This is a genomic window from uncultured Nostoc sp. (assembly GCF_964245445.1).
Classification (GTDB): Bacteria; Cyanobacteriota; Cyanobacteriia; order Cyanobacteriales; family Nostocaceae; genus Nostoc.
This window is the reverse complement of sequence record NZ_CAXTNE010000094.1, coordinates 1-25,549: the sequence shown is the minus strand read 5'-3', so window position 1 is coordinate 25,549 and position 25,549 is coordinate 1. Positions and strand designations below refer to the sequence as shown.

Below are 25,549 nucleotides of genomic sequence, written 5' to 3'. Positions count from 1 at the left end.
ATAACAAATGCGTACGCCGAAATAACAAATGCGTACGCCGAAATAACAAATGAGTTCGCCGAAATAACAAATGGGTTCGTCGAAATAACAAATGGGTTCGCCGAAATAACAAATGGGTTCGTCGAAATAACTTTTGCCTTGGCCTAGCCCGTCGCAGGCATCGTCATGATTGCAACAATTTAGCTTTGTCACGCCAGCGTCACGCACCCTTCTCCTATCGGAGACGCTACGCGAACGGGTTCAGCAGTCGCCTGCGGAGGGAAACCCTCCCGCAGCGCTGCTTCACCGCAAATCTTTGCTGGATGGAGTTTTTCTGACTTGTGTAACCACCATCGCTTACAGCAGTTTTCTCGTGTTTGTTCCACATCTGTTGTAGGGGCGCAAGGCCTTGCGCCCCTACCGCGTGGTCTATTTACCTGAAAATAGCTGTAAAATGCAATACGGTTCGGTTAAGATCCCCCCGCCTGCGGCGACCCCCTTAAAAAGGGAGTAAAGCAAGAAAATAGCCCACCAATTTATCGGGGGGTTGGGGGATCTTCGCTCGAAAAACAAGCTAACCGAACCGTATTGGCTTAAAATGGGTGGCTCTCAATTCTCTTTTACCCCCTTTTAAGGCGATCGCCGCAGGCGGGGTTAGTATTGGGTTGCCGCGAAAACGCTTCTCCTCTACAGAATTTCAAACAATCTGCGCCCACATTTACCAACCGCATCATTTATACCAAGCTATGATAAATACCGGACTACCAAACTGGTATCAAACCAACTGGCAAATCATTCAGCAAGAAATCAAACGCATTCGTCAGTGGTTACAAACATATATAGAAAACAAACCCCAGGACGTAATATCCGATACAATCTACCCAACCAGTGCCTTAGCTCAAATCTGCTCAAAATTTAATCTCTCTGCCTTTGCACGGGATATCCTCTTGCTGTGCGTGGCTATGGAAACCGATTCCACATTTGCCAACCTTTGCGCCGAAGCCAATGGCAACAGCGATCGCAATTATCCCACCCTCAGTTTAGCCCTTACTGTTTTTCCCTCTGCCAGTTTCTCTGTCCTCTCTCCCCAAAATCCCTTGCAACGATGGCAATTAATTGAATTCGCCCCTGGCTTTTCCCTCACCCAAACGGCGATTAGAATCGACAAACGCATTCTCTGTTATCTGTTAGGGGAAGCCGCCGTTGACGAACAACTGTTAGGAATTGTCACTTTCCCCGATCCAGTTCCCCAAACCCTACCTTTGCCTCCTTCCCATGCCGGAATTTGCGATCGCGCGATCGCCACTTGGTCGCAAGCCCCGCACTATTATCCTCTTCTGCAATTATGCGGTTCCGAATCTACCACCAAATATCAAATCGTCAGCAATATTTGCGACACACTCGGCTTTAACCTCGGCATAATTTCCGCCGCCGTCCTTCCCAGTCTCCCCCAGGAACTGCATCTACTCAAGCAAAAGTGGGAAAGAGAAGCGATATTAGGAAATCGGGTATTATTACTCGACTGTGACTCCATCTCCACTGCCGATCCTGTTAAAACAACTGCGATTTCTCTATTTATTGAAAATCTCCAGACGCCGGCAATTATCAGCACTATAGAACGTCTGCCGACTCGACAACAAACTTTCGTCAGCTTTGATGTTCCTCCCCTCAGCTTCCACGAACAAAAAACCCTCTGGGAAATTCATCTTGGTACAGCAGCAAACCAACTCAACGGACAACTGAACAAGCTGGTATCCCAATTTAACCTCAGCCCAGCCACCATTAAAGCCGCCTGCCTTCAAGTCACCAGTTCTTCAGATATTTCCCCCCCAATTGATGAAGGGCTAGGGGGGATCTCCTCCCAACTTTGGGATTTTTGCCGCACTCAAGCCCGCCCTCGCCTCGATGACTTAGCCCAACGCATCAACGCCACATCTACTTGGGAAGATTTAGTGCTACCAGAACCCCAACGTCAGGTACTTTCCGATATCGCCACTCATCTGCAACAACGGTCTAAAGTTTACCAAGACTGGGGCTTTGCTGGCAAAAGCAATCGCGGTTTTGGGATTACCTCTTTGTTTCACGGCGAAAGCGGTACAGGTAAAACAATGGCAGCCGATGTATTAGCACAGCAATTTCGCCTCGACCTCTACCGCATCGACCTCAGCGCCGTTGTCAGCAAATATATAGGCGAAACCGAAAAGAATTTAGCGCGAATTTTCGATGCCGCCGAAGCCGGAGGAGTTATCTTACTTTTCGATGAAGCCGATGCCTTGTTTGGCAAGCGTTCGGAAGTTAAAGATAGTCGCGATCGGCACGCTAATGTAGAAGTAAGTTACTTGCTTCAGCGCATGGAAGCCTACGGCGGTTTAGCAATCTTGACCACTAACTTAAAAAACGCTCTTGATACCGCTTTTTTGCGCCGCATCCGCTTTATGGTAGATTTTCCCTTCCCAGCCGCACAATATCGATCGCAAATTTGGCAGCGCATTTTCCCACCGCAGACACCAATCAAAGGACTAGACTATCAAAAACTCGGACAGTTACAAGTCGCTGGAGGCAATATCCGCAACATTGCCATGAATGCCGCTTTTATCGCTGCTGATGCCGATGAACCAGTAATGATGAAACATATTCTCACAGCAACGCAACGAGATTATCTGAAGTTGCAAAGACTTCTGACAAAAGAAGAAGTCAAAGGCTGGGTATAAGTTTCACTATAGACTTCACTTCCAGCTAAATTTGTTACCTAATTACAGCTATTTTCAGGTAAATAGACCACGCGGTAGGGGCGCAAGGCCTTACGCCCCTACGAACACCTGTACGAGATTAAAGGTAGTAGAAATTAATTGGGGTTATCGGGGAACAATACAAAAATATCGATATTGATTTTCATAACCCGTGAAATATGATCGCAATAAACATCATCGTCAATCGATCCGTCTAAAAGAATACGATTATGCGTCTGCTGGTGGCTATTTTATCACCATTTGCAGCCACCAACGAGAATGTTTGTTTGGTGAGATAGTTGATGGGACAATGCAATTAAATGATTTCGGGCAAATTATCGCAGAAGAATGGGAGTGATCGCCTAATCTGCGTCAAGAGATTAAATTGGATGCCTGGATTGTCATGCCCAACCATTTTCATGGGATTGTTTTTATTGAACCTGTCGCATACCTTGGGGCAAACAATCATGACGTTGGGATCAATGACCACGCGGTAGGGGCGCAAGTAAGGGCGCAAGGCCTTGCGCCCCTACAATCCAATGGGTTGCCACAATCCGATGCATCAACCAATATGCCGAACCGAAAACCGCGATCGCTTGGCTCTTTCATTGCTGGGTTTAAAATGGCCGTGACAAAGCGAATTAATTTATTGCGAGGGACACCAAGAGTCCCGATCTGGCAACGCAATTACTACGAACATATCATTCGCAATGAGGCAGCATTATACAAAATTCGTGAATATGTGCAGACAAATCCAATATCTTGGAATACAGATCAATTACATCCCTATAATCCTTCAAAATGGTAACGTCAGTAGGGGCGCAAGGCCTTGCGCCCCTACAGTCCAATGCGCCCCTACGATAGGATGTTTTTTTAACTGGAAGTCCCTTAGCCATAGTAAATTTTGGGGAAGCAGTCTTCGTTTCAGGGTGATCGCTTTGCTCTTAACTTATGGTATCGGCTGAAATGCTGATTCATCACTTATAGCCAACCACTTTTCAAACAACCTCTTAAACAATCAAAATTAAATTCCCGGAATTTCAGATACTTTACACTTCAACTCTTCAACATTGAAGCTAGTAACTTCTTTCCATTCTTCAACTGTGAAGTTATAGCCAAGGTCTTGAGCTAGCTGAACTAATGTTTCTATATTAGGCGCTGAGTTGAGCTTTTCCCGTAAAGATACATTAGCTTGAACGGATCTAAATAGTCTGGTTACTTCTTCTTTAGCCATAATTCCTAATTTAAATGTCTAGTTATTCAGCCGTTACAAATGCACAATATTTTGCAACTATTTTGATGATATATGTAGGTGAAATTATTAGCAATTTAAAATATTGTAATTTTCATTGAATCTAGCATATACTATCCTAAAGGCTAAGGCGATCGCTCTTTAGCTGCGTAAATTAAAAATAATTTATCAAATAAATTCGACTATAGTCTAGTCGCTGAGATAAACAGTAGATGCGAAAATAAAAAAATTAAATATACATAGCTTTACATTGTTACTAAAGAAGATATAGGACTCATATTTGATTTTTGAAATATACGTAGGGCGGGTTAGCCCTCGGCATAACGCACCATCCAAAGGCTTCGGTGCCGTACTCTCGGCGATAACACAACGCCAGTCCGCTCAAGTCGGGAAACCCGCCCACACAGCTGGCTTCCCTACACATACCTAAATTTTTTCATAAATCAAATCGGATTTTTATCGTAAATTAAAGGGTTTAAGACCCCAACTATGTACGTAGCATCAGTTTCAGTCAGGGTTTAAATCCCCGTCTGAAAATGTCTAAAATGTTTGAATTTTGAATTTTGAATTGTTAAATTTCCCCTATGATCTCTAATCTTTAGCACCTAATTTATCCTCTGTGCTGACAAAAATTCCCCAAAATTTACTTAAAGCCTACTTGCTGAGGCAGAATCCGCCTGTAAGGCAGAATCGCTATAACTTGCTAGGGCGATTTTTATGGATTAAGCCGATTCTGGAAGAAATCAAACCAGAACTATTTCCCCCAGATGTTGAAGAAACTGCAATAACAGAAGCAGTCAAACCATACGAACCGCTTTACATCCAGTATGACTGCCCAACTCGCAACCCATTAAATTGCTCTTTCCCTCAACAAGCAGTGCAGGAAGATGCAAGAGCTACGTATTGCCTAAAATGCAGTTTCCCAGCCATCTTAGCAGAAAAAACTAAGCTCAAAGGCAATCGGGGAACTTACACAGTTGAAAATTTACTAGGCAGGCGGGGAATGGGGCGTTTGTACCGAGGCACTCAACTCGATGACAACCAGCTAGTGACAATTAAAGAATATCTACTGCCGCAAAAAGTTTTTAACAACGAGGAATTAATTCAGCGCAAAGCCGCTTTTATCAGCTTGGCCGGATTGAATTTAGCTGACGGCAGAATACAAGACTTTCGCTTGATCTTCCCTTGGGAAGCGATCGCCGATCCTACCAATCTAGTTGAAGAACGCTGCTACCTGATAACCAAAACCAAATTAGATACCTATCCAACTCTTAGCAATTACCTTGCTTATAAGGGTGCCATGACTCCTGCCCAAGTGCAGCATGTCCTCAACCAAGTTTTACAAACACTGGAATTTCTTCACGAACAGAAATTTTCTCTGCCTTCAGGCCAAATTCAACAAAGATTAGCCCACGGCAATCTCAATCTCCACAGCTTACTCATAGATGAAGAATCATTTTTTATCTATCTTTGCGACCTTGCTCTCTGGGAAAATCTATTTAATTCACCAAATACTCCAGTAACCAAACCAATACCAGCAGATGACTTGTCAGCATTGGGGCACGTCGCTTTCAATTTACTTATAGGCAAACTAGTAGATCCTGTTTCTGGCGAACCTCTTAACCCCAAAGATTACCCCCAGTGGTTGCCAATCAACCCTCAACTCAAAGAATTTATCCTGCGCTTGGTTGGCATGGGTATTCCTTTTGAAAGTGCCAGCGCTGCCCGCCAAGCCTTATTGAAACTGTCACTAGAAAAGCAAATTGCAATTAATTATTTGATAGTAGAAGAAGAAAAACCAGAACCAGTTAGATTTTCTCGTACTCCCTTAATTATTTTTGGTACTACTCTTAGCTTGCTCTTGTTCGGAGGACTAATTTGGTTTTTAGCCTCGAAATTATACGCTAAGGAGACAACTGAAAACGACTTTCTTGTTTGCTGTATTAAGGACGCGCCGCCGTTGCCTAATGGCAAATTTACTTATACTGGTGAAGCAGACGGAACGTGGACTTATGTACTGCAAAATCCAAATCTAATTGCCAAGGGCGAAACTTTAGAAACAGAACTGCAAAAACGTCTACAAAAATCGCAACTGCTCTATGAACCTATTGATCATACAGCCAATCTATCTGCTGCTAAGGATGCAGTTATTAAACAAGTCCGTGCAGGAAAAACTGACTTTGCCATCACTACCTTAATCGATAAGCAAAGCGATGACTTAACTTATAAAGAATTTGCTTATGATGGCTTAGTAGTGTTCGTTAACTTCAGCTATTCCAAAAGGCAAGAAAGTCTTCCTAACGCGCTGAAGGGAAAAATTACATTTGAGCAATTGCGTAAACTATATACAGGACAAATCGTAAATTGGCGAGAACTTGGAGGCCCGGATTTACCAGTTAAACTATATATCCCAACTGAAACTGAAGTATTGCAAATATTTGAGCAGCGCGTACTTAAAGACCAAGCATCTATTGAGACTTTTAGAAGTTTGTGGCAAAACAGCAATAAAGAAACTAATTCATCTAAAAATACACCAGTTTTATCAATTACTCAATTGTCTACTTTTGCTACTTTGACAAGGGTGATTAAAGATTTTGAGGATGATGGAGTTGGTGGAATTGCATTTGGGACACTCAGCAAAGTTTTTGGTCAATGTTCTGCTTATCCTCTAGCTATAGTAGACCAAGGAGAGCCTGTCCAATCTATTGTCCAAAATAACGGTTTACCAATAGATCCAACTACAGACTTGTGCAATAATAAAGGCAGCTATTATCCTAATTTACAGCTTTTTAATACAGGAAAATATCCCTTGGCATATCCAATTACTGTAGTCTATGCACGAGATAATAGACGTTCTGCCGTTGGTGCCAAGTTTGCTAATATCCTTAAGACTAGAGAAAGCCAGGAACTTCTTAGCAAAACGGGGCTGATACCGTTGCAACCTTTAGCTAAAAATTGATTTCTCCAGAAATGAAATGTGTGTTATCTATAACTCAATACGCTTGAGTTAAGGAAGATTGTAGTAGCTGTTCCCTGTTCCCTTTGTAATAACTTCGACCTTTGTCTAATATCAAAGACAAACCTATCTTTCTATACTAACAATGAGTATGGGTGTTTCTTTATGGTCAAGTATTCTTCCCAAGGTAGCGATCGCCAAGATGACCTAACTATTATATCTGAGTTAGCAAGTCAAATACTGCGCGATCCACAGTTACTGCGGCAGTTCAGCCAACGGGTTTATCAACTGATGCAGTCAGATATGCGTAACCAAAGAGAAACGGTCAAAAACTACACAAGATTGTTTTAATATTTGCATCATCTTCAGCTAACAATGCTAGCCAACACACCCAACACACCCAACAGCAAATCAGAAAAAAATGGCAATAACACCCGCGAACTTAGCTACGTTACAGCCAATCGCTTTTATGTAGAAATAGAGAGTACTATTACTGCCTGTTTTACTGAGTGTTCGGGTTTGGGTGTGGACTTGGAGTACAAAACTCAATATGAAGGTGGTGTTAACGATCAGCAAAGAGTTTTTTTAGGGCAAGCCAAATTTTCGCCCGTCACACTCAAACGGGGCATCACTAACGATCTGGTTTTTTGGTATTGGCTAGAGCAGATATTAACCCAAAAAGATCCCAGTCGCAACTATGCTAACAGCACTAAAAACCGCCGCAATGTCAATATTTTGCTCTTCAATCAAGCGGGGGAAACTATGCAGCGTTGGACACTTATTGGTGCAGTTCCTGTTGGGTGGAAAGCCCCGTCCTTAAATGTAGATAGCAGCACAGCAGCAATTGAAGAATTAACTTTAATCTATGAAGGATTAAAGGTGAGTAATCAGCAATCAAATTCTAGCGGCAGTGGTGCTTCTATTCTTAAGGACGGACGCGACGATAAGGGATATTTCACTAGTTACTAAAATATGAGAGAAGCACTCAATTATAACCCCACAAATGGTAAGCCTGAAGGAGAAACGAAACTCTTAGAACCTCTTGGTATTAAAGCTCCCTTAGTGCCAGCTAGCATACTAGGCCAAAATTGGCTGCAAACACAAATCGTGACTATAGAATTGGTTTGTGCTGAAATGCTGGGAAATATCACGATCGCCGCATCCACATTGAAATCCCAATCCTCAGAGAGGATGATCCCGGCAGTTGCACAATCTCAAGAAAGAGCAATTGAAGTCAAACTAGAGTTAGAACCGCCGCAATTACCTCAAGTTTTGCAAAATTTAGCCCTCCTCAGTCCTTTGGTTATGGAATCTGACTTTATCCAGATGCAACCTGCTACTAAAAAAAATTTAGCGCAGACTGGCCAAAAGACGGTTAAGATTGCACCGAGCGATCGCTTACCTTATTCTCCCATACCTGTTCCTAACAGTTGGCAGGAAACCAAGCCCAACTTAAAATCATCCACTTCTATCACGGCACCAGAAGCTTGGTCAAGCATTACTGACTTATTAGTTAACGTTGATAGCGCAGATATCGCAAATGAAGATCATGTCATGCCAGCAAATTCTTATTTGTTAAGTCAGCCACCAACTAAAACTATAATAACTCCTCAACAGCAAACGGAAACTTTTACTGAGCAAATTACTTCTTTACGTCGCTCTTCACAAAAACCAGACCGACGTAATTTAGAACTTTTAGCTAAAGAAGTTTATGCTTTTATTCAACAGCAATTATTAATAGAGCCAGAGTTTCACAGTCAATCCTCTTCAGGCCGACTGCCTTGGTAAAGACTTTCTTACAAATGCTGCAAAAGTTTCCTTGAGGAAAATTGTATGTCACCTTCTAGTCTGGTTAAAGCCAAACTGATCGCCTGCGATCAAGGGATCGAAGATATCGAATTTATGTTCAACCCCATCCAGCTAGATTTTGGGCAGACGATTAGTTTAAACAAAAATCCTGGAGCAAGAACTGGTAGAGGATTGCCAAAAGTGACTTTTGCCTATCCAGAGCCTTGTACACTCAACATCAGAGATATATTTTTCGATACATATGAAGATGGCACCAGCGTATTAACGTACATCAGCAAATTTCAAAAAGCCGTTGACTTTGCTCAAGCTGGAGACGGCAAGGAGAAACGCCCACCTATATATATATTTACTTGGGGAGATCAAAAGTACATACGTTGCTTTGTCACCAACATTAGCTACAGCTTAATGATGTTTCTGCCTGACGGTACACCAGTACGAGCCAAGCTAGATTTGACTTTAGAAGAAGTAGATGAATCAATTTCTCAACCTGGTATGGGTACTCCGGCAAATGTGAATCGTGGAGATAGCCGAAGATAGGGGCAGCTGTTAAAAATTAATACTAAATAAAAACTAGTCTAAGAGAAAGAAATTGTAATGGGAAATTATATTGCAGAACCAATGTTGCAGATTGATGGCAGCGATGCTTCATTGGAACTACTTGAAGATATTCTCCAAATATCTGTCGAAGAAAGCTTGCATCAACCTGGAATGTTTACTTTAGTCATTCGCAACGATTACTTTCCTGGCCGAGAAGAGGATTCAGCTTGGCGTTACCAAGACTTATTTGCAATTGGTAAATCAGTAAAAATTGGTTTTAAATCTAGCATTACACAAGCACAAGAATTTTCTGAGCAGGAGCAAAGTTACATTCTCGAAGGGGAAATCACAGCTATAGAAACTCAGTTCAATAGTGAATCCCAAGCACCCCTAATTATTCGCGGTTATGATACATCTCACCGCTTACATCGGGGGCGCTTCAATCGCTCTTTTCAGAATGCTAAAGACAGCGATATTGCCAAAAAAATTGCTGGTGAAGTGGGAATATCTATCGGCACTGTTGATGATAGTAGCGGCCCTCACGGTTTTGACGATCCTCCCGGATATATTTTTCAGAAAAATCAGACTAATATGGAATTTTTACACGAGAGGGCAGCCAGAATTGGCTTTGAGCTTTTCGTACAAGATAACAAACTGCACTTTCGCAAACCTACGGCAGGGGATACTTTAAACCTCAAGTGGTTAAAAAATATTCATAGTTTGGCAGTGCGTGTCACGAGTGCCGAACAAATAAATTCCGTCCAAGTCCGAGCTTGGGACTACAGCCAAAAGCAAGTAATTGTCTCTAATAAAAATGCGCCTCAAGTAGTTACAGAAATAGATTTTGGCAAAGGCAGTAGCACTAGTAACAGCTTTAGCGGTAAGCCGAGTTTGCCGACAATGATCATCGTCGATCGCCCGGTTTCAACTGTTGATGAAGCAGATGCGATCGCCCAAGGTGTATGTAACGAGATTGCTGGAGAATTCGTCCATGCCGATGCTAAAGGCGAAGGCAATCCTTTATTGCGGACAGGAAAAGTTGTAAAACTAGATGGAATGGGCAAATACAGCGGAAGCTATTACGTTACCCAGACCCGTCACTTATATCAAGAAGGTAGTTACACAACAGAATTTACCGTCCGAGGTTTGCGAGGAAATAATTGGTTACCTCGTGTTACCCAAAGTAATTTGCAACCAGGTCAAACTCCTTTAGTGGGCATTGTTACTAACAATAACGATCCCCAAAAATGGGGCAGAGTAAAGGTAAAGTTTCCGACTCTGACTGAAGAACATGAAAGCAATTGGGCGAGAGTCGTGGGAACAGGAGCAGCAAGCGATCGCGGCTTTGACTGTCTGCCAGAGGTGAATGACGAAGTACTGCTAGCTTTTGAGCATGGCGACATTCATCGCCCTTACGTAATTGGGGGAGTTTGGAACGGTAAGGATGCGCCACCAGAAACTGTGGAAAAATCAGTTGCTGATGGCAAAGTACGCCTCAGAACATTTAAAACTCGCTTAGGCCATAAACTGCAATTTGTGGAAGAGGATAAAGATAACAGTAAATCTGGCTGTTACATGGAGACGACAAAAGCTCATAAATTTCACATGAATGATAGTGATAAGTTTGTGGAAACTAAAACCACAGACGGTCATTATGTGCGTTTAGACGATAAAAACAAGAATATTGAAATTAAAACAAATGGTAGTCATCAAGTGCTTATGGATGACCAAGGTAAAAAGATAAAAATTCAAACGAATGGCGGTCATCAAATAACGATGGAGGATATTAGTAAAAAAATTGAAATTAAAACCACTAACGGTCAAAAAATAACTATGAGTGATACAAGCAATAGTATTAGCATAGAGGCACTTCAAACAATTAGTATAAAAGCGCCTATGGAAATTAATTTACAATCAGGCCTTAGCATTATAAAAATTGCCCCCGGTGGTATTGAGATGCAAACTCCAGCCAAAATCAGTGCTGAGGCAGGAGGAATGTTAGATTTTAAGGCTGCGGGTACTGCAAATATGAAAGCTGGAGGCGCGATGTCACTTCAGTCTGGAGCTACTCTATCAATACAGGCTGGTGCTTCTTGTAGTGTGCAATCTGGCGCAGCACTAAATTTACAAGCTGGGGCTACTGCTGCTCTGATGGCAGCTATTACTGCTAGCGTTACAGCACCTTTGATTCGACTTAATTGTTAAAAGACTTTTTACTTTTATTATGAGCTAGCAATATAGGGCATATACCTACTAATGGCTAATAGCTGAGTAACAAAATGCAATACATAATGAACGTTTAAAACTATCAATTTATAATTAGCAAAAGGAAGATTTTAATGTTACCAGTCGCACTATTAGGGGATCTGGCTAGTGGCAGTCCGATAATTGGGCCTGGAGCACCAAATGTCCTAGTTATGGGAAGACCTATAGCTTGTATGGGAGATGCTGTAGCAGGGCCAACAATTGCCACTGGTGTATTAACTATGCCTTCTTCTGTAACTGTTCTTGCTTGCGGACGTCCCGTAGCGCACATGGGGACTATGGCCGTAGGAGTGACTCCGCCAATACCAGTGCCAGTACCAATATCCTTGCCTGTGATTGCAACCGGAGTGACGGTGTTAGTTGCACCTTAATACACTAAAGAGTAGCTTTTAAAAACCAAGTGGGTTAGGACAACTTTAGATGGCATAGGTTTTCTGCTGCAAGGTTACAACCTACATCTGTCTTAACATTTTTTTCCGTTGCCATAACTCGACTTTTGGCTAATACTCTTGGCAGTTGCTCTCCAATATAGTAACGCACAGTTAGGCACTAGAGTAACCTGTATGCCAGATGCAACTAATAATCAACAATCCTACCTGGGTACAGGATGGTCATTCCCTCTACGGGTGAATGTACAGGGAAGTATCCAACTCAGTTCAGCAGAGCGAAATATTGAGGAATCTATTTGGCTGATCCTGGGCACGCAATTAGGTGAACGGGTCTATCGGCCTAACTTTGGGTCGCGTCTTTCAGAATTGACTTTCGCACCGATGAATACTCAAACTTTACTGCTGCTGCGACTCCATGTGCAGGAGGCTTTGAAAATTTGGGAGCCGCGTATTGTTGTCGATGCAGTGCGTACTGAACCCGATCCCGTTCGGGAACGAGTAGAGATTATTTTGGAATATCACCCTAAGGGAAGCCATGATGCTCGTAGTTTGGTCTATCCCTTTTATTTGTTGCCGCGAGGGGAATAATCGTGGAATTTGATTTTCTACCCAAGTTACCGAAGTCGGATTTAGACGATCGCACTTTTAAGGACTTAGTAGAAGAGTGCATTCTCCGCATTCCTCGTTACTGTCCTGAATGGACAAATTACAACCCCAGCGACCCTGGAATTTCCTTGATTGAACTGTTTGCTTGGTTAACAGACCAAATGATGCTGCGGTTCAATCAAGTTCCCAGACGCAATTATGTTGCTTTTCTGGAGTTACTAGGGATTCGCTTGCAAGCACCTGTGCCTGCAAGAACTGATGTTACTTTTTATCTCAGTGCGGCTCTGCCTGAGACTTATACGATTCCTGAGGGAACAGAAATAGCAACACTGCGGACAGAAACCGAAGAAGCGATCGTCTTTAGCACTGATCGCCAGTTAGAAATTGGCAATCCCAGCATTCGTCATTTTCTCACGGCACAGATCGCAGAGGATTTTCCGCAAATATTGCGCGATCGCTTTACTGGATTGTGGACGCTCAGTTCTGATGGCCAGTGGAGCGGCAGAGAGCTAGCATTCTTTAACGAACAACCCCATACTGGCAATTGCTTTTATCTAGTGTTCGATCCAGGACAGCCTATTGACGGCAATGTAATCGCAGTTAATTTTAAGGGAGAAGCCGCCACATCTACTGGCATCAATCCAGAAGCACCGCCGCGTCGCTGGGAAGCTTGGAATGGCAGTTCTTGGGAACCAGTTTTACTGCGAGAAACAGACGATCGCACTAAAGGTTTCAGTTTCAGCGAAATAGCTCGTGCTGGTGGCAATCCGCTACAAGGTGCAGATATCGTGCTACATATGCCCCAGTTTTGGCCGGTGACCCAGTTTTTAACTTATCAGGGTCGCTGGCTGCGCTGCATTTATGCTGATCGATTATTCAATCAACCAGGCTATATTAGCTCTCCCCGAATTGTCGGTCTTTCTGTGCGCTCTATTGGCGGCAGTATCGTAGCCAGCCAAAGCGAATTAATTGCCAATGAGCCGCTGGGAGAAAGCAATGGCAAACCTGGGCAAACATTTCAGTTAATGGGTTTTCCGGTTCTAGAGCGACGAGAAACAGAATATATCCTAGTTACTCCGCCTGGGGAACTGCCCCAAAGATGGCACGAGGTAATGGATTTTGCTAATTCAGGCCCTCAAGATCACCATTACATCATTGACTCGCGCACCGGAATCGTGCAGTTTGGCCCATTGATTCGTGAGCCGAGTCAAATTCAGCAGCAGACGTTATTGCGTGCCAGATTCCAAATGACAGAACCAGCTATAAGAGAACGCCTGTTCAACTCAGGAATCGGAGAGGAAATAGTTAACTCTTTAGAGCGGCAATATGGGGCTGTACCGCCAAGAAGCTCCTCGATTAGTATGGTTGCCTATCGTGTTGGCGGCGGTGTGAAAGGAAATGTCCAAATTGGCTCGATCAGAGTTTTGAAAAATTCTGTGCCTTACGTTGCCAGGGTCGTCAACTACAAACCCGGACGCAACGGGAAGAATGCTGAATCTTTAGAAGAAGCAGCAATCCGAGTGCCAGCAATGCTTCGCACTCGCGATCGCGCTGTTACTCCTGAAGATTTTGAAGCTTTAGCCATCAAAGCATCTAGCGGCGCTATTGCCCGTGCCCGCTGCTTGCCTGCCAAAACTAGCAGCGAAGCTGGTATAGTGCGCCTGCTGCTATTACCGCAAGCGAATACAGATGGAATTGCTCGGACTCAAGGTATGGAGCCAGAACAATTTGTCCTCAGCCCCCAACTGACCGAGCAAATTTTTGCCTATCTCAATGAGCGGCGACTATTGGGGGTGCAGGTACGCTTGCAAGCACCAGAGTATGTGGGAGTAGCAGTGCAAACTGAAGTAGCGCTAGAGCCAGAATATAGTAATTCTCGCGCCCAACAAGAAATCCTTTCAAAATTGCAAGTTGCCCTTTACCGCTTTCTCAATCCCCTGACTGGGGGGCCAGAAGGCAAAGGCTGGCCATTCGGTCGGCCCGTTTATCCTTCAGATATTGTGACTTTGTTCCAGCAATTTTCTGCGGTTCGCTACTTGGGCGTAGTGCAGTTGTTCGAGTTACGCAAACAAGGTACAAACTGGGTGCGATCGCTGCCACAAAATCCAGTCATCGATCCTGGCCCATTGGGTTTAGTTTGCTCGTGGCAGAACGCCCAACTCCGCTCCGGTCACATTATTAACTTGATTTAACCTGAAATCTAACACCTAACGCCTAACACCTGAAAATGTCCCAAGCCCGCTCTAGTTCTTCCTTATATCTGCAACTTACTCCCATGCAGATCCCCGAAACAGCTATATCAGCGGGGATAGGAGGAGCCGAGCTCCTGAGGCGCGTTGGCGCAGCCTCTTTGCAGGAGAATCGCAAAGCGTCTCTGCTTCCGGAGCATACCCCTGCCAGTAACTCCTTGGTTTTATACCCTGGAGAACCCAGTGAAATGGTAGTAAAAATTAAAAATTTGGGAACTCGGCTGTTGGAATTGCACCTAGAAAGTCAGGGGAATTTTCCAGCTTTTTGGTGTCGCACCCATATGGAAGGGCAGATAATTGCGCCCGGTCAGGAGATTTATGCATTGCTATACTTTCGGGTGCCAGAAAATTTCTTTGAGTCAGATCGGTCTTTAGCTGCTGACGAGTCTTTAGTTCTGGATTATCGTAGCCGCATTGATGTCAGCTATACAGAGATAAATAGCGGTCAGCAAGGGTTAGAAACTGCAAGCTTTAGCTTACATGTGCGACCGCGCAGCTTATATCTCGATTTCTTACCAAGCATCTACCGCGAAGCAGATTTTATCGGTCGCTTTCTGCACATTTTTGAGCAGGCATTTGAACCGACAGTGGAGATTCTAGATAGCTTATCGGCTTATCTAGATCCGTTGACTGCACCAGTTGCATTGCTACCGTTTCTGGCTTATTGGGTAGGTTGGCCGATAGACTCTCGCTGGAGCGTTATGCGCCAGCGTTATCTGATTGGTCAAGCTTTAGAGCTTTACCGTTGGCGGGGTACACGTCGCGGTTTGCGGTTATACCTGCATCTCTATACAGACTTGCCCTTAGATGAGCATCTGCCTGAAGACCAAAAGCATATCAGTATTGAGGAAATCTTTAGTGAAGGCTTTGTTTTAGGAGGAACGCGCCTTGGAGAAGACTCGCTGCTGGGGGGTGGGCGTCCCTATCACTTCATTGTCCACCTGCGTCTCGATCCAGGTAAGCAGGTAGATCCGAATTTGGTGCGAGAGGTGATTGAACGAGAAAAGCCAGCTTTTTGCACATACGACCTCTTCATTGAACAAAGCAATCAGCAGTTGCGTACAGACTAAATTAGGACTTACGGAAAAACTCTCTCAAACCCTCTTTTCTCTCTGTCGCGCCAGTTGCTTCAAGTCTCTTAACCCGCCCAACGCACTGGTTTCTCTGCGCCTAGAGCGGTTCGTTCTTAAATGACCTTTGCATAAGTCCTATAAATTCTTAAATCTCAAATCCAAAATCCAACATCCAAAATCAAATGACCGAACAATTTCCATTACCGCCGACTAAGATTCTCGAACGCTTGCTGGTTACTGACGGACTGCTGATGAACGCTGATCGCTGGCGAATAGCTCATGAATACCACCGTCAGCGACAAAATATTCACTATCAATCTCTCAATCAACCAGGAATTGTTTCTGGGTTGGGGGTGCTATTGATATCTGCTCCTGCAGAAGTTCCGGCAAATTACCGCGATCGCCGTTGGGTACAAATTCAACCCGGTATTGCTATTGATATAGTTGGCAACCCAATTATTGTGCCGCAGCCAGAAACTTATCGCATTGCCACCCAAGCACAGCAAGAAGAATCACTGACTGTATATTTAGTCCTCAGTTACGTAGACCCAGAAAGGTTGCGCCGGAAAGCAACCTCTGACATTCTCCAAGAAACTTTTCGTATTGACGAGAAACTCACCCCCCCAGGAGAAACAGAAGTAGAATTGTGCCGGATTTTGCTCTCACCCGGAAAAGTAGAATTGGAAAATCCCGCAGATGTGTTTTTCCCTGGCCCTAACCAGCTAGACTTGCGCTATCGCCACCAGGTGCGATCGCGACCCCAAGCAACTGTGCGTGTTGCCCAAATCGCCAATAGTGCAGCAACAGAGCGCAGTGCTAATAATCTCTCTTATTTACTCCAATCTGTTTTTGCTCTTTATCCAGCGTTGAATGCTCAACAAATGGAGCCAATCAACTTGAAAATTAAAGATATTAATTCTCAAATTCAAGCTTGCGATTTACTATTTCTTGCAACTGGCGAAGCATTTTCTTTAAACCAGATAGAGTTTGCAGTCCTTAAAAATTATTTAGATTCAGGAGGCGTTTTATTAATAGATACTCCAAACAATGCAGATTCCACAATTGGCAGCATCTTAAGCTTGGCAGAACAGTTAGGAACTCCTTTACAAGACATAAAAAAGATGAAACTCAATCATCCTTTGCGGACAGAACCTTTTTTATTTGCTGCCTTACCGAGTGTGAATCAAGAACAGATTCATCTAGGATACGGTGGCGGCATCATTTTAGTAGCAGGCAACCTTTCAGCCGCATGGGGATTAAATGATGCGTTTTTATTATCGCGAGAAACTATCCGCACTGCTCAAGAGATGGGAATCAATATTTTACATTTCAGTTGGAAACGACGACAGATAATGCAGTTACTGAATGCTGGCAATAAAATTGCCGTATCCAGTTTGCAACCTCGGACAAATAAGAGTGTATTTGATAAATAGAATATTTAATAAGGCTAGTTTAAAATATATTACAATGTTGCCAAAGCAAGCTATTAGTTAAATATTCAACAATTAATCCCAAACATATGTATATATTAGAATTTTTGCCAAAAAAAACTTTCTTTTTGTTCGTCGATGTGAGCAAATGACGCAGAGACAAATTAAGATTTTATCGATTTATGCAAGAAGTTTATGAGAAATTTATCCAAGAAAGAAAGTTAATTATCTTGAGTTACAGGCGCGTTGGATATCTTGATAATGGCAAATAGTATCAGTACAACAATTTCAGAACAGGTTATTAAATTTAAGCCAGGTGGAGCGCCTGCCTCTTTTAACATAGCTGTGACAAATGACAGCGATCGCTTCGCTGCATTTCAATTGGAGATTATTGCTGCTGGTGCTGAGGTAATTCCCGGTTTTCGTTGGTACAGTCTTTCGCCAGAAGTAAGTGCCAAAAAACCACCAGGCGATAGCACGCGATTTACCACTATGATCACGCATAGTCCAGTTCCAGGGTTTGCTGGCATCATGAACCTAACCGTGCGGATTTTCTCATTGGAACTGGGAGAAGAAACAAGAGAAGTAGTGCGTCTGGTTGTAGAACAAAGCAAAGGACTTACACCTGTAAAATTGACTCTGCCTGTAACACAATTCCAGGTTTATCCTAGCGATTTACTAGAAATTCCTGTCAGTGTCTACAATCCAAGTCAACTAACTGTTAATGTCGTTCTCAGTTTTTTGGGTGTAGATATGAAATGGTTGGTTGACGGTAGCGAAAGACGCTTGCAAATTTCACCCGGAGGTAAAGCAGAGACAACTTTCTTATGCCAACTGCCAATTCCTAGCCAAGTTCCCAGTCAGGCATATCCCTTCACTATTGAAGCTAACCTAATTGACGGCCCTTTATCTAGTGCAACTGGAATCATCAGAGTTCTGCCTAAAGGGTTTGTACAGTTTAGCTGCATACCTGAAGAACAGCAAATGCCGCCATCAGCCTCAGCGTGGTGGGTACTTAAGTGGAAGTGCCACTCTGCCATCTACATACTCAAATTTGACAATGCCAGCAATTTAAAACCGGATATGACGGTGCAGGTACAACCAGAAGCCGGACAGAGCAAAAGCACTTGGGAGCTTATCCCAGAGAAAGCCGAGATATCTCCTGGCGAAACAACCGAGTTGCAGCTAGTGATAAACAAGCGCAGGCACTGGTGGGGGGGAAGCAAGAAATTGCAGTTTGAGGTCAAGGCAAGTGAGTCAGCAACAGACATAGATATCCGCAACGATACCCAATTCCTAAAATTGAATGTCCTGCCTGTTTTGCCGATTTGGATGCAATTATTGATAGGTGCAGGCTTGCTCACACTAGCTTGGTTTTATTCCCCACTAAATCCTGACAACACGCTTTTTGGACATGACGATGCCGTAAATTCTGTTCAATTCAACGGACTGGGGGACAAAGCATTGAGCGCGTCGAATGACCAATATATTCTCAAGTGGAACGTTAGCGGTTTTCTAGATTTAATGACATCACCTTATGGAAGCGACGTAGCAAACTTAGATAAAGCAGTACACGTCATTCGCTATCGACCAGTGGACAATAATTTAGTAGCAGCAGGTTTAGAAAATGGCGAGATCCGACTGTGGAATCTAGCAGCAGATAGCAAGCAAGCCCTAGATTCGCTCAAGTTTCGCAAAGACGATCGCGTATTTACTCTAGAGTTTACTAAAGACTCACGCTTTTTGTTTAGTGGTCACGGCAGCGGTTTAGTTTTGCAGTGGGATGTCCAAAGCGACCTAGAAAACAACGTCAGTTTTAATAACTTGCCTTTTAAACAAAAAAAATTCGATTTCGCGGTCTCTGCTTTGGCTCTAGCCGGAAAAGCAAATAAAAATCTCATGATTGGCGGTCGCTTCAACCAATTGTGGATGTGGAATTTTGCAGATGATAAAGTTCGTTCCTTGCCATATCAAAAAGGCGGCAAAGACGACTACATTCAAAGTTTAACAGTTGCCGCTTACAAGCCATATTTAATGGCAACAGCCGATACTCAGGGATATATTACCCTGTGGAATCTGGATAAATGCTTGAGCAAACATGTTAAATGTACCATTGTTGATCGCTGGGCTAACGGTCATGGCAACAAGCCAGTCCGTTCTGTGGCTCTGAATAGAAATGGTTGCTACTTAGCTAGTGGGGGAGACGACGGGCGGGTAATGCTCTGGCCTTTGAGTATTGACGGCAAGCGCGATGCCCGATTTGCCAACGGTCAACAACTGGCCAGGTCTGAGAAACGAATCAACAGCGTCGATCTCAAGATACAAGGCAAAGATGTCTTTGTAATCAGTGGTGGTGACGATAAACGAGTGAGGATTAATACTACTCCACAAAGCGATACGGGCTGTAAGTAAGATTATGAGCGTCACAGTCAAAGGAAGGTAAAAATGACGACGGCAGAGCGCCAAAACAATCAACAAGTCAGCGGCCTAGAGATAGCTGATATTCTGGCGCTGCCTGATTCTGAGCGGCAGATTGTGCTATGGATGCTGCAAACAGCAGAAGCAGTCAGCTTGTCTGAAGTGGCAGCTTATATCGGTGAAGATCAGGAAGTTACCTTCACCATGCTTGACTATTTAGTACAGCGCAGTTTTCTTCAGTTGTTGTTAGGGGAAAGCGAGCCAAGCTACAAAATTCACTTTCACCACGAAACTTCCAGCGAAGACGTTACTGCTCAACTATCTCCAGGTTTGCCTTTAGCGCTGATAGTCAATCCTTCTGGCGCTCAAACAGTTGTCGCTGGCTCTAAGTTTGAACTCTGCGTCACTGTTATCAACAAAGGTAATCAAAGCGCCTTAATTGACCTCTTTCTCGATGAAAGCTCTCATACCGTGCGCCAATGGTGTGCTGAACCTAACAAGCGGGTAGCTTTAGACTCGAACAGTAGCAGCGAACTAATCTTCGAGTTTCAGGTGCCTGTGCAAACGTTATTAGGTATATACAATTACACTCTTGTAGTCGATGCGCCACAGCACTACCCAGAAGATACTCCTATACCGCACTCGCAGCGACTGCAAGTTTTGCCCCCAGTTGAAAGTGCCGTTCTAGTTAGTGATCCCACCTTTACGCTGCAACCAGTCACGACTTCTCAGACACCTGCTGCTCTGCGATCGGGAGAATCATTTTCTGTAAATGTCAGCGTTTATAACCGCTCCGACCGGGTAGACCGTTTTCGTATCACTTGTCCAGACATACCAGAAAGTTGGTATAAGCTCATATATCCCCAAGGATTGGAACAAATCGGGATGATGATAGCCCCGGATGCCTTAGACCTCAATCCAGGCGCTAGGGGCGATATCCTATTGCTGCTTACTCCCCCATTTGATGCTGTAGCTGGAACTTATTTTCCGACCGTCCGGTTGTATTCTACCAACAATCCAAATTTGGTGCTGCTGGATGTTGTGTATTTGCAAGTTCTTCCGGTTTATCTGATAAATGCAGAATTCTTGATTTTAAGAAGCAGGGTGAGAAATCAGGAAGGCATATTTCAGCTAAAGTTGACCAATGCTGGCAACACAACGCGGGAAGTTTTAATCCGCACGCAAACTGCTGATGAAAAGGAGCTTTGCATTTACACTGTAGAGCCAAGTTGTGTGCGCTTATTGCCAAAAAGTTCAACTAATATTGATTTACGGGTCAAACCTAATAAATGGTGGCGCAGACCTGTCTATGGAGCGCCGGAGCTAATCGAGTTCCGAGTTGAACTTGAAGATACCGAGCAGTTGCCGCTGCCTAATTATATTCCTCAAGGAACTTTAATTTGGGAGCCGCGCCCTTGGTGGCAGTTCCTGCCTTTATTTATAGCAGGAGTCGGAACTCTAGTAGCGATCGCTTTCTTGATCTGGTGGACATTTTTTAAACCGCCTGCTCAACCCAAAATTGTGGAATTTGCTTCTGCAAACAATTTATATCAAGAAGTTAATAATGACTTCATTCGCCTAAATTGGCAAATCCGCAATCCGCAGCAAATTCATCTATTGACTATAACGGGTCAGTCAGCTGACGGTACTGCTTCTGTAGCGCCGATAGTTTACGACTTTAAGCAAGGTCTACCTGATGAACTCAAAGAATCTTGCAGTTTTCGCTCGGTGCTAATTTGTCAGAATGTGCGTACAGATGCAAGTCTTGCAGGCGAATATATTTTTGCTCTCAAAGTTTTTTCTAAAAAGAACAAAGAAACAGCAGCGGATTCACTGAAGACCAATCCCATAAAAATTGCCCCATTACCCATACCAAAAATTATTGAATTTAGTTCTGATAAACCGATATATGAAGAAGCGATATTAAATCCAAGACCTATTGTTAAAGCAGCGAAAAGCAAACGAAATCCGTTTATAAATATAAATAATAGTATTTTATTGAATTGGAAAATTAGTAATCCAGAACAGGTTAACCAACTAAATATTATTGTTAAAGCAGCTGATGGGACTAGGATTCCAGTTAAATTATATGACTTTAGCCAAGGAGTTGACCGTAACCTTAAGCAATTATGCCAAATAGGAGATACGTTAATCTGTAAAAATGTTCCTACAGGAATTAAACAAGGAGGAAACTATACATTTGAATTGATAGTTTTCTCGCAAAAAGGGCAAGAAAAACCTTTAAATTTGAAAAGAATAGATAATATTCAGATTAAACCTCAACCACCTCAGATTGTGGAATTTAAGGTTAATGGTAAAAATGCTCCAGCAAAATATTTAATCCCAATTGGTGGTGTAAATGTAGCGAAAAATATGAATATATCTTGGAAGGTAGAAGGTGGAAAAGACGTGAAAGTAGAGCTACTGCCTGCACCTGGAAGTGTGCCTTTATCGGGTAGCGCATCTTATCCCCTTGGTGACAAGGCGGGTAGTTTCACGATGACACTGCAAGTCAAAAGTTCATCTGGCGAACCAATTACTAGAGCCGTAACAATCGAAACTTTCGCTTTGCCGATTCTTGCGCCACCAACAATTAAAACTTTTGCTTTGCCGCAATCGCTGAAACAGCCAACTTTGCCGATTTCCACGCCACCAAGCACGGCAAGTGCAGTGCCGCCAACACCCCCAGGAGGAAAAGCCGGGGCATCAGATGCAAACTCAAGTTCGCAGCCAGCGCCTAATTCTGGCGCAGCATCGCCTCCTGCTATCGGTTCGCCTACACCTTCGGAACCAGATTTGCTTTCTCCCTCTGAATTACCGCCTAAATTTGATTAATAAAATTATAAAAAATTCTAACTTTTGGCTAGATAATGAAAAATATATTGAAATTGATTATTACTATAACTAAAGAAAAGACCAAAGGTAAGGCTTTTTTATTTTGGCTTTTGTCTGTTTTAGCTGTTAATTTTTGTCACAATGAATCGGTATTAGCTCAAGAGGAGTTAAAAGACTTTGGTTACTGGGCAAGTTTGTGCGATTTGCTTGGCAGTGAAAACAAATATACCGATGCGATCGCAGCTTGCGATCACGCTCTCGGATTGAATCCAAAAAATCCGAAAATTTGGACGGCGCGGATTGAACCACTACTGAATTTAGGCAAGTACCCAGAGGCAATTGTTTCTGCCAATACGGCGATTAATTTCAAAGCTGATTATTCCTTAGCTTGGGTTTACCGTTGCCAAGCTTATTTTGGATTGGGTAAATATGAAGAAGCGATCGCAGCTTGCGATCGCGCCCTGCAAGGAGATGGCAATTGGGGCAAAGAAACAGCAGCATTAGGTTGGTATCTCAAGGGCGCAGCTTTAGAAAAATCGGGCAAACTTGAAGATGCGATCGCGGCTTATGATCACGCCCTGGTTGTTAACCCCGATTTTTCTTTAGCCATGACTAGCCGTTGCCAAGCTTTCTCGAAATTAGGTAAATACAAACTAGCGATCGCAGCTTGCGAATTGGCGCTAAAAATTGACAACAATTGGGGCAAAACCACACCAGCATTGGCTTGGTACAACAAAGGATTGAATCTACGAAAGTTAGGTAAGTATGAAGCCGCCCTCGCTTCATACAACCAAGCGATCGCCATTAAAATTGACGATGCCCCTACCTGGGCAGAAGATGGTTATGTGCTGGGGATTTTAGGAAAGTACGAACAAGCACTTTCATCTTATGAGTGGGCATTAAAAATTAAACCGGATTACTCTCTCGCTTTAGCCAATCAGTGTACAGCCTTAAATCGGGTCGGCAATTATAAAGATGCCCTCGCTGCCTGTGATAAAGCGCTGCTTGGCGATGGCAACTGGGGGGATTTCACCCCGGCTATTGCCTGGAACCAGAGAGGGAATGCGCTAATTGGCAATGGCAAATATGAAGAAGCCCTAGCTGCGATTGAACGAGCAATCGGCTTAAAAACTGATTATGCCGAAGCTTGGAACAATCGCAGCGTCGCCCATTGGTATTTGGGTAGATTTCAAGATGCCCTGGCTTCTAGCGATCGCGCTATAAAATTAAATCCTAACTACTCTCAGGGTTGGTTCAATAGAGCCAGAATCCTCAGAACTTTAAAACAGTATCCATTGGCCTTAGCAGCTTACGATCGGGCGCTAGCAGGGGATGCGAAGTCAGGCGATAACCTTACTCTAGCAGATATCTGGGCAAACCGCAGCGTCGTACTCTGGTATTTAGGACGACAACCTGAAGCCCTGGCTTCTAGTGATCGTGCTGTTAGTATCAGTCCGGATCTATTTCAGGCATGGTATAATCGAGGTGTAATTTTATCAGAGTTGAAGCGCTATCAAGAAGCGCTGACAGCTTATGACCGAGCGAATGCTATCAAAGAAAACGATCCTAGTGTCTTGGTAGGTAAAGGCATAGCCTTAATGAAATTAAACAATGCCGTTGATGCGATCACTAGTTTTGATGCTGCTTTAAAAATTGACAGTAACAATGTTGTCGCGCAGCAAAACAAAGAGTTTGTCCTACACAAGTTAGAACAAAAAAAGATACCAACATCGCCAAATACCCAAATAAAAAAACCTTAGTGATGACGTAGTAGGGATTGAGGCAAAACGGAACCCAACATTTTTTAGCGGGGATTGTGGGGTTGAACCTAGTGTTACCTAAGGACAGGTAAGGGTTGAGTCGATGGGGGATAGTCGGGTAAGATTTGAGTGTCACCACTTTCCCCTCCCCTAAGAACCGTGCATAAGACTTTCGCACTTACACGGCTCAAGCCTTACTTCAAGCGAGTTGACTTGGTTTTAGAATGTTCCTGCTTGTGACACGCATGGTGCAAGTGCTGTAGGTTTTCAATGTCGTCTCGTCCACCTTGAGCAACGGGAACTATGTGATGGGTGTTTAATTCCTCTCCATTGAATAAAGGTTCACCACAGATAGGACATTTCCAATTTTGGGTTTGAGCGATTTTATAATTGTGAGAGTTTTTCTCCCAATAGCTTGAGGGGGCGACAAGACTCGTTAAAGTACCACAGGTAAAGGATTTGAAGTAAAAGACCCTCTCAAAAAAATGAAACTTATTGATCAAAACTGTGCAGTTATTAAGCACCTATCTAGAAGGTACAGTTTGATGGTAAAAAAGAACGGTCTGGCAAATTGAACAAGACCGTCAGTATAATTTACAAGAAGCGAGAGTGCGATCGCCTGAGCCATCGCCAAACTTAACCCAAGCACTAGAACAGTTTGTCAAAGCCGTTGAACAAACTTCAGGCGATCGCGCTTAAATCTTGTATCAATCTCTGTGACTTTTGCTGTATAGGGTTTATAGCCATAGGCTGCACTTGGTCGCACGAACCTTCGATCTACGCCTAATAGCCTGATTACACTTATGAGCCATTACGTGTAATCAGACTCTCAAACTCTTCTGGCTTCATTCATGTCTTTGACGCGCGAGCCATACAAAGCAGAAAAAGCCCCGACCGAGCAGAGTCGTTGCGCGGTCGTAGCTCATAATTTTTCTTAGCGTACAAAAAACCTTTTCTGGCACGGTGATGCCGTCAGCGCCGATAAAATTCTCAGAGATACCTGTGTGCGGCTGGGCATTGAGGGCGTTAGTACCCACAGCTTTCGGAGAACTGCGTTAACCCGGATGAGCGATGCCGGGATACCGTTGCGCCACATTCAGGAGATATCGGAGCATCGGACTTTGGCCGCTTTGGAGCGTTATCTGGGGGTAACTGAGAAGCAGAAGCAGAACGCTATCTCTGCCTTGGATTTTTAAACAAGAGCTATTTGAGAACTATTCAAGAAATCTCTGGCCACAGCGACCTGTGGACGTTGCAGCGTT

At 43.6% G+C, this 25,549-nt stretch carries 19 protein-coding genes and 1 pseudogene; 17 read left to right on the top strand and 3 right to left on the bottom strand.

All coding sequences use genetic code 11. From position 1 onward, the window contains the following. Positions 1-188: 188 nt before the first annotated feature. The gene (locus tag ACFE90_RS17080) at positions 189-365 is read right to left on the bottom strand and encodes a hypothetical protein (RefSeq protein ID WP_375502523.1); all 177 of its coding nucleotides are present in this window, start codon (positions 363-365) and stop codon (positions 189-191) included. 216 nt (positions 366-581) lie between these two features. Here ACFE90_RS17080 and ACFE90_RS17075 point away from each other — a divergent pair, with 216 nt between their 5' ends. Together ACFE90_RS17075 and ACFE90_RS17070 are read left to right on the top strand one after the other, a co-directional pair. Further along, complete coding sequence (locus tag ACFE90_RS17075) at positions 582-2,690, top strand: ATP-binding protein (RefSeq protein ID WP_375502521.1); 2,109 nt, start codon at positions 582-584, stop codon at positions 2,688-2,690. A 421-nt stretch (positions 2,691-3,111) separates the two neighbouring features. Continuing rightward, positions 3,112-3,516: a transposase gene (locus ACFE90_RS17070; protein WP_375502519.1), complete on the top strand. Its 405-nt coding sequence runs from the start codon at positions 3,112-3,114 to the stop codon at positions 3,514-3,516. A gap of 216 nt (positions 3,517-3,732) precedes the next feature. Here ACFE90_RS17070 and ACFE90_RS17065 read toward each other — a convergent pair whose 3' ends face one another. Beyond that, positions 3,733-3,942 carry a Nif11-like leader peptide family natural product precursor gene (locus ACFE90_RS17065; RefSeq protein WP_375502517.1) on the bottom strand — a complete coding sequence of 70 codons (210 nt, stop codon included), beginning with the start codon at positions 3,940-3,942 and terminating at the stop codon, positions 3,733-3,735. 637 nt (positions 3,943-4,579) lie between these two features. Here ACFE90_RS17065 and ACFE90_RS17060 point away from each other — a divergent pair. The 14 genes from ACFE90_RS17060 to ACFE90_RS16995 all read left to right on the top strand — a co-directional run bounded on the left by ACFE90_RS17060 (position 4,580) and on the right by ACFE90_RS16995 (position 24,287). Then, a complete protein-coding gene (locus tag ACFE90_RS17060) occupies positions 4,580-6,919 on the top strand; it encodes a substrate-binding domain-containing protein (protein ID WP_375502515.1) in 2,340 nt (779 codons plus the stop codon). Positions 6,920-7,081: 162 nt separating this feature from the next. After that, the gene (locus ACFE90_RS17055) at positions 7,082-7,267 is read left to right on the top strand and encodes a hypothetical protein (RefSeq protein ID WP_375502513.1); all 186 of its coding nucleotides are present in this window, start codon (positions 7,082-7,084) and stop codon (positions 7,265-7,267) included. A 24-nt stretch (positions 7,268-7,291) separates the two neighbouring features. Then, the gene (locus tag ACFE90_RS17050; protein ID WP_375502511.1) at positions 7,292-7,885 is read left to right on the top strand and encodes a phage tail protein; all 594 of its coding nucleotides are present in this window, start codon (positions 7,292-7,294) and stop codon (positions 7,883-7,885) included. Positions 7,886-7,888: 3 nt separating this feature from the next. Next, on the top strand, positions 7,889-8,704 hold the full coding sequence (locus tag ACFE90_RS17045; protein WP_375502509.1) for a hypothetical protein: 816 nt from the start codon (positions 7,889-7,891) through the stop codon (positions 8,702-8,704). Between the two features lie 45 nt (positions 8,705-8,749). Further along, complete coding sequence (locus tag ACFE90_RS17040; RefSeq protein ID WP_375502507.1) at positions 8,750-9,262, top strand: hypothetical protein; 513 nt, start codon at positions 8,750-8,752, stop codon at positions 9,260-9,262. Between the two features lie 57 nt (positions 9,263-9,319). After that, the gene (locus tag ACFE90_RS17035; protein ID WP_375502505.1) at positions 9,320-11,467 is read left to right on the top strand and encodes a VgrG-related protein; all 2,148 of its coding nucleotides are present in this window, start codon (positions 9,320-9,322) and stop codon (positions 11,465-11,467) included. A 134-nt stretch (positions 11,468-11,601) separates the two neighbouring features. Continuing rightward, positions 11,602-11,898 (top strand): PAAR domain-containing protein, encoded by a 297-nt coding sequence (locus ACFE90_RS17030; RefSeq protein WP_375502503.1) that lies wholly within the window; start codon positions 11,602-11,604, stop codon positions 11,896-11,898. 192 nt (positions 11,899-12,090) lie between these two features. After that, on the top strand, positions 12,091-12,504 hold the full coding sequence (locus ACFE90_RS17025; RefSeq protein ID WP_375502501.1) for a GPW/gp25 family protein: 414 nt from the start codon (positions 12,091-12,093) through the stop codon (positions 12,502-12,504). A 2-nt stretch (positions 12,505-12,506) separates the two neighbouring features. Next, positions 12,507-14,714, top strand: coding sequence for a putative baseplate assembly protein (locus ACFE90_RS17020; RefSeq protein ID WP_375502499.1), 2,208 nt, complete (start codon positions 12,507-12,509; stop codon positions 14,712-14,714). A gap of 35 nt (positions 14,715-14,749) precedes the next feature. Beyond that, entirely contained in the window at positions 14,750-15,841 is a 1,092-nt protein-coding gene (locus ACFE90_RS17015) for a phage tail protein (protein ID WP_375502497.1), read from the top strand. 185 nt (positions 15,842-16,026) lie between these two features. After that, complete coding sequence (locus tag ACFE90_RS17010; protein WP_375502495.1) at positions 16,027-17,277, top strand: DUF4159 domain-containing protein; 1,251 nt, start codon at positions 16,027-16,029, stop codon at positions 17,275-17,277. 258 nt (positions 17,278-17,535) lie between these two features. Then, a complete protein-coding gene (locus ACFE90_RS17005; RefSeq protein WP_375502493.1) occupies positions 17,536-19,686 on the top strand; it encodes a hypothetical protein in 2,151 nt (716 codons plus the stop codon). A 33-nt stretch (positions 19,687-19,719) separates the two neighbouring features. After that, positions 19,720-22,527, top strand: coding sequence for a hypothetical protein (locus tag ACFE90_RS17000; RefSeq protein ID WP_375502491.1), 2,808 nt, complete (start codon positions 19,720-19,722; stop codon positions 22,525-22,527). Between the two features lie 47 nt (positions 22,528-22,574). Continuing rightward, the gene (locus ACFE90_RS16995; protein WP_375502489.1) at positions 22,575-24,287 is read left to right on the top strand and encodes a tetratricopeptide repeat protein; all 1,713 of its coding nucleotides are present in this window, start codon (positions 22,575-22,577) and stop codon (positions 24,285-24,287) included. A gap of 194 nt (positions 24,288-24,481) precedes the next feature. On the opposite strand, the gene ACFE90_RS16990 is transcribed toward ACFE90_RS16995, so the two are convergent. Further along, positions 24,482-24,811 carry an HNH endonuclease gene (locus ACFE90_RS16990; RefSeq protein WP_375502487.1) on the bottom strand — a complete coding sequence of 110 codons (330 nt, stop codon included), beginning with the start codon at positions 24,809-24,811 and terminating at the stop codon, positions 24,482-24,484. Positions 24,812-25,246: 435 nt separating this feature from the next. Between ACFE90_RS16990 and ACFE90_RS16985 the strand changes: the two are divergent. Beyond that, positions 25,247-25,483: pseudogene (locus ACFE90_RS16985) on the top strand (tyrosine-type recombinase/integrase); the annotation flags it as partial. Positions 25,484-25,549: the final 66 nt, after the last annotated feature.

Bases quoted from the DNA above. Each gene is read 5' to 3' on its own strand.
- ACFE90_RS17070 (WP_375502519.1), top strand. From the start codon at position 3,112: ATGCCCAACCATTTTCATGGGATTGTTTTTATTGAACCTGTCGCATAC.
- ACFE90_RS17065 (WP_375502517.1), bottom strand. From the start codon at position 3,942: ATGGCTAAAGAAGAAGTAACCAGACTATTTAGATCCGTTCAAGCTAAT.
- ACFE90_RS17055 (WP_375502513.1), top strand. From the start codon at position 7,082: ATGGTCAAGTATTCTTCCCAAGGTAGCGATCGCCAAGATGACCTAACT.
- ACFE90_RS17050 (WP_375502511.1), top strand. From the start codon at position 7,292: ATGCTAGCCAACACACCCAACACACCCAACAGCAAATCAGAAAAAAAT.
- ACFE90_RS17045 (WP_375502509.1), top strand. From the start codon at position 7,889: ATGAGAGAAGCACTCAATTATAACCCCACAAATGGTAAGCCTGAAGGA.
- ACFE90_RS17040 (WP_375502507.1), top strand. From the start codon at position 8,750: ATGTCACCTTCTAGTCTGGTTAAAGCCAAACTGATCGCCTGCGATCAA.
- ACFE90_RS17035 (WP_375502505.1), top strand. From the start codon at position 9,320: ATGGGAAATTATATTGCAGAACCAATGTTGCAGATTGATGGCAGCGAT.
- ACFE90_RS17030 (WP_375502503.1), top strand. From the start codon at position 11,602: ATGTTACCAGTCGCACTATTAGGGGATCTGGCTAGTGGCAGTCCGATA.
- ACFE90_RS17025 (WP_375502501.1), top strand. From the start codon at position 12,091: ATGCCAGATGCAACTAATAATCAACAATCCTACCTGGGTACAGGATGG.
- ACFE90_RS17015 (WP_375502497.1), top strand. From the start codon at position 14,750: ATGTCCCAAGCCCGCTCTAGTTCTTCCTTATATCTGCAACTTACTCCC.
- ACFE90_RS17010 (WP_375502495.1), top strand. From the start codon at position 16,027: ATGACCGAACAATTTCCATTACCGCCGACTAAGATTCTCGAACGCTTG.
- ACFE90_RS17005 (WP_375502493.1), top strand. From the start codon at position 17,536: ATGGCAAATAGTATCAGTACAACAATTTCAGAACAGGTTATTAAATTT.
- ACFE90_RS17000 (WP_375502491.1), top strand. From the start codon at position 19,720: ATGACGACGGCAGAGCGCCAAAACAATCAACAAGTCAGCGGCCTAGAG.